We start from the raw sequence: 4,339 nt of genomic DNA on the forward strand, positions 1-4,339 counted from the left end.
GTGAAAAAATTACAAATATATATAAAAAGCCTATTTTAATGTTTTTTTATCCGCCGCAGCCAGAACTAAAAGAGATAGAATATATGAAAAATATAAAATACAAATCTTGCACAATGGCTAGTTGCTACGACTTTGATTTTAAGTGGTTAAATAACAAAACTCTATTGGCTCAGATGTATCGACCAAAAAATAATCACAATCCTAATGCTATCTGTGAGTTATGGCTGTTTGAAGAAAAGGATGACAATATAGATGTGTATCATTTTATATCTTGGAATTTACCTGATTAATCATAGGCGATATATTTATGAAAATAATCTTTAAAATAATCTTAGCTTTACTTTTAGCTGTAAATTTATCATTTGCGACAGATGACTATGATAATAGTTGGGAGAAAAAGACGATACCTAAGAAGTTTTTGAGTCAAGGTTGCAAAACAATATCAAAAGACATTTGGAATGAAGGCAAGGTTTCTTATCGTCAAACCACTATATTAAATATGTACAAAAAGCCAATTTTAAATTTATATGGCGATCACGACCTAAAAATCAAAGACATAGGACATCTAAAAAATCTTAAATACAAAGAATGTAATAAAAATTTTTGTTACGACTTTGATTTTAAGTGGCTAAACAACAAAAGTCTTTTGGTGCAACTACATTTTCATGCTGATAAATATTCTAAATCAAGCTGTGAATTATGGCTATATGAAGAGTATGATGGTAGTGTGGATGTGTATAGTTTTACATCCAAAAATTTACCTGATTAATCATAGGTGATATATTTATGAAAATAATCTTTAAAATAGTCTTAGCTTTATTTTTAGCATTAGGCACATCATTTGCAACAGATGAGTATGATGACGACTGGGAAAGAAAGGCGGTACCTAAGAAGTTTTTAAATAAAGATTGTAAAAAGCTTGCTAAGAAAATTTGGAATGAAGATATGTATATTTACTATAGCACTACCATATTGGATATATGGAAGGATTATGTTTTAAAATTATTTGTCGCACCAGAACCAGAGCTAAAAGATATAGAACGTATGAAAAATATAAGATATACAGCTTACAACACAGATAAGCTAACTTATGATTTTGATTTTAAATGGATAAATAAAAATACTCTTTTGGTTCAGTTATTTTCCCCTAAAAGTGAGCGTAATCCTGACGACAGCTGTGAATTGTGGTTATTTGAAGAAAAAGACGACAAAGTAAATGCATATCATTTTATATCTTGGAATTTACCTGATTAATAAATTTATAAAGGACTAAGATATGAAATTTAAAAAACATTATTTTTATTTTTAGTAGTAAGCCTTAATTTATATGGATTTGAGCCTATGATGCCGAGCGAGTCTACCAATAAGGCATCTTATGGAGGATTTTTACAGGTTAATATTCTTATATCATGTGATGAAAACTATAATAATGGCAATTCAATTGCTCCTAGCTTTAAATGCTATGACGATAAAGGGAAATATAAATTTAAAGAGTACTCTTTAGAAGATTTAATATGCCAGTCAGACTATAGCTCTTTTAGAGATAACTACTTTGCTGATCTTTATAATCTAATCATAAAAGAAAAACCAAATTTAAAGGTTCAAGCTGAAAAGATAAATAGAGATAGGACAAAAAACAGTAAGAAAAAGTGCATAGCACGTAGTTATAAAAAATTTGAGGTAAATTGCAACGATACTGATGTTATGTCAAATACTATTCACTGCATAAAATCATACTACAGAAGCTATACTGCTAAACTAGCTTTACTTCTTTATAAAAACGACAAAGAGCTATTTAAGAGAATTTACGGTGAAGACTATGAGAAATTTAAAGAGGTATTTGAAGATACTTTAAAATATGTGCCTATACTTTACTCTGAAGTAGAGCTAAATGGTATTAAAAATACAGACAAAAATCCTTATGCTGAGTTTTTAAGAAAGTATGATGACTATACTGGTGATTATGATAGATACAAAATCCATGATCTAATTTATATAGTATTAGTGCAATACTCCCTAATAGATAAAAATGGCCACTTAGTTTTACCAGAGAATAGAAAAGAGGAATAGTGCATAAATTTTCTACAAAGGATTTTTAATGAGCTTAAAATTTATCTTAATCATAATTATCTTTGAAATAGGAATATTCTTACTATTTCTTTTTCTCAAAGCTCTATTTAAAAATATCTCTCAAAAATTTGATACGCTATTTTTTAAGCTAGTTTTATTTGTCACATTAAATGTTTGGATCGGATGTGGTTGCTTTTTATACAATACCTCAAAAGATCTTTTATATCCTACTTTTTGGGACCCAGATACTGGAGATTTTCTTTTTTTGCCTTTTATATCAGTGCTAATCTTAATAAATTTATCTTTAGTTGCAACTATTATTATATCACGCATCATTTACCAAATAATAATTAAATATAGGTAAAGGCAAGGAAATAGAATGAAAATTAAAATTATATTGCTAGCCCTGATTGCTAGTTTAAATTTAAGCGCTTTTGAGCCTTTAAGCTCTGAAAATGCTATCAATAAATTTAGTAATGATTTTTACCAACTAAATGATTATGATTCAAGCCCTTGGAGAGACTACGGTACAAAGAGCAAACCTAGCTTTGCCTGCTATGATACCAAAGGAAATTATAAATTTAAAAAATACTCTTTAGAAGACTTTATATGCCAGTCAGACTATAACTCTTTTAGGGATAACTATTTTGCTGATCTTTATAATCTAATAATAAAAGAAGCTCCAAATTTAAAAGAAAAAGCTCAAAAGGTAGCTAGAGAAAGGATAAAAGATAGCAAAAAAGAGTGCATTAGATACTCAAAAAAAGAGTATGACTATAGCTTTGTTGCTAAGTCAGCATTTTTTGTATCTGAAAGTATCTATTGCGTAAAGAATTTCTATAGAGAGTACACTGCTAAGCTATCTTTAATGCTTTACGATGATGATAAAGAGCTATTTAGTAGAATTTACGGCGAAGATTACGAGAAATTTAAAGAAGTATTTGAAGATACTTTAAAATATGTACCGATAGAAAATGGTAGCATACCAAGAGATGTAAAAAGAGCTGAAATAAATGACGACTTTTTACAAAAATACAAAAGTTACCACTATGATGACGACTACCCGCAGATAGATGACATGTTATATATCATGCTCGTGCAATACTCACTAATAGACAAAAATGGTCACTTAGTTTTACCTGAGAATAGAAAAAACGATGACAAAAACTAAATTTGTATACTTATTACTGCTTTTAGCTATATTTTCTAATGCCAAAAACTTAAGCATAGAAACATACAGCAAGGATAACAAATGCTCCATAAGTATAAATGATGAAGAGATTTATAGCAGGGAGTGCGAGTATGAGCTTGAACCAAATTTAATATTTTATACCAAAGTTAATAGCAGCGAAGTGTGGATATTTCAAGACATACAAAACTATGCTGCCTGCAGCGGACACGGCCCTTTAAGAATTTTTGAAAAGAAAAATGACGACAAGATAAAATTTCAAGGAGAGATAGATTGGTGCGCGAGTGTGCCATTTTTTGAAGTCAATGATAGAGGCATCTTGATAATAGACAAACCACACAAAAATGCACTAACCAACAACTGCGATCCAAATTTTAAAGGTAGCGGAAAACTATCAAATGAAAGAAAATATAAATTTGAGAATGGGAAGATCAAAAAGATATAGTTTTGCCTTTGTTAAATAGATATAATGCGCTTAAAAAAGAGTGGATAGATATGACAAACAAGATATTTATTTTTTATTTTATGGTGCTAGCTTTTATAGCGCATAAAGCCTGCGCAAAAGATATAAATTTAACGGGGATTTACAAGAATGAGCCTTGTAATATTTCAATAGAAATAGCAAAAAATACTAATAAAGCGAAGTATTTTTACAAGATAGTGGAAAATAATCAGACAAAATCACAAGGCTATATATCAAGCATAAAAAGCAATGGCGAAGGCGGATTTTACATAAAATTTAAAAAGATTGGCGGAGTGTATGAAAATGGTAGTATAGTCATACAAAACTATGGAAATTCTATGAACAAGTATAATCATTTTGAAGATTGCGATAGTAAATATTTAAAATTTGATAAATAGGGCTAGCGTGCGTGATTTTGTAATTACTATTTTGCAGTAAATTTTAATAGAAAGAACTTATGATAGTTTTTAGATTTTTTATTTTAATTAGCTTATTTTTTACTTTTTTTAAAGCCGAAGAAATAGGGTATTACTATGAAAATGAAAAATTTTTAATAGCTACTCCAATGTTCGAATGCGAGGGTGACATACATTGTACAAATGGTGGTTATTTTGGGG

At 29.2% G+C, this 4,339-nt stretch carries 8 protein-coding genes; 7 read left to right on the plus strand and 1 reads right to left on the minus strand.

Annotated features, from left to right (window positions below; genetic code table 11):
- The 4 genes from F3G86_RS10555 to F3G86_RS09915 form a co-directional block, all read left to right on the plus strand.
- Positions 1-290, plus strand: a 290-nt coding sequence (locus tag F3G86_RS10555) for a hypothetical protein (RefSeq protein WP_188116457.1), incomplete at its 5' end; no start/stop codon positions are given.
- A gap of 17 nt (positions 291-307) precedes the next feature.
- Positions 308-769 carry a hypothetical protein gene (locus F3G86_RS09905; protein ID WP_149723755.1) on the plus strand — a complete coding sequence of 154 codons (462 nt, stop codon included), beginning with the start codon at positions 308-310 and terminating at the stop codon, positions 767-769.
- 17 nt (positions 770-786) lie between these two features.
- Positions 787-1,254, plus strand: a complete 468-nt coding sequence (locus tag F3G86_RS09910) for a hypothetical protein (protein WP_149723756.1) — start codon at positions 787-789, stop codon at positions 1,252-1,254.
- Positions 1,255-1,341: 87 nt separating this feature from the next.
- The gene (locus F3G86_RS09915) at positions 1,342-2,070 is read left to right on the plus strand and encodes a hypothetical protein (RefSeq protein ID WP_149723757.1); all 729 of its coding nucleotides are present in this window, start codon (positions 1,342-1,344) and stop codon (positions 2,068-2,070) included.
- A gap of 120 nt (positions 2,071-2,190) precedes the next feature.
- Here F3G86_RS09915 and F3G86_RS09920 read toward each other — a convergent pair whose 3' ends face one another.
- Positions 2,191-2,403, minus strand: coding sequence for a hypothetical protein (locus F3G86_RS09920; RefSeq protein ID WP_149723758.1), 213 nt, complete (start codon positions 2,401-2,403; stop codon positions 2,191-2,193).
- Between the two features lie 46 nt (positions 2,404-2,449).
- On the opposite strand from F3G86_RS09920, the gene F3G86_RS09925 reads away from it, so the two are divergent.
- Genes F3G86_RS09925 through F3G86_RS09935 form a run of 3 tightly spaced genes read left to right on the plus strand, consistent with a single transcriptional unit; the run spans position 2,450 to position 4,120 of the window.
- Entirely contained in the window at positions 2,450-3,241 is a 792-nt protein-coding gene (locus F3G86_RS09925; RefSeq protein WP_149723759.1) for a hypothetical protein, read from the plus strand.
- A complete protein-coding gene (locus F3G86_RS09930) occupies positions 3,228-3,704 on the plus strand; it encodes a hypothetical protein (protein WP_149723760.1) in 477 nt (158 codons plus the stop codon). Before F3G86_RS09925 ends, F3G86_RS09930 begins: the two co-directional genes overlap by 14 nt.
- A 50-nt stretch (positions 3,705-3,754) precedes the next feature.
- Positions 3,755-4,120 carry a hypothetical protein gene (locus tag F3G86_RS09935; RefSeq protein WP_149723761.1) on the plus strand — a complete coding sequence of 122 codons (366 nt, stop codon included), beginning with the start codon at positions 3,755-3,757 and terminating at the stop codon, positions 4,118-4,120.
- Positions 4,121-4,339: the final 219 nt, after the last annotated feature.

The sequence above is a fragment of the Campylobacter concisus genome, assembly GCF_902460595.1.
Lineage (GTDB): Bacteria > Campylobacterota > Campylobacteria > Campylobacterales > Campylobacteraceae > Campylobacter_A > Campylobacter_A concisus_BL.

What these genes read in the sequence shown, in the direction of transcription:
- F3G86_RS09920 (WP_149723758.1), bottom strand. Translation starts at nt 2,403, where the DNA reads ATGCGTGATATAATAATAGTTGCAACTAAAGATAAATTTATTAAGATT.
- F3G86_RS09935 (WP_149723761.1), top strand. Translation starts at nt 3,755, where the DNA reads ATGACAAACAAGATATTTATTTTTTATTTTATGGTGCTAGCTTTTATA.
- F3G86_RS09915 (WP_149723757.1), top strand. Translation starts at nt 1,342, where the DNA reads ATGATGCCGAGCGAGTCTACCAATAAGGCATCTTATGGAGGATTTTTA.
- F3G86_RS09925 (WP_149723759.1), top strand. Translation starts at nt 2,450, where the DNA reads ATGAAAATTAAAATTATATTGCTAGCCCTGATTGCTAGTTTAAATTTA.
- F3G86_RS09910 (WP_149723756.1), top strand. Translation starts at nt 787, where the DNA reads ATGAAAATAATCTTTAAAATAGTCTTAGCTTTATTTTTAGCATTAGGC.
- F3G86_RS09905 (WP_149723755.1), top strand. Translation starts at nt 308, where the DNA reads ATGAAAATAATCTTTAAAATAATCTTAGCTTTACTTTTAGCTGTAAAT.
- F3G86_RS09930 (WP_149723760.1), top strand. Translation starts at nt 3,228, where the DNA reads ATGACAAAAACTAAATTTGTATACTTATTACTGCTTTTAGCTATATTT.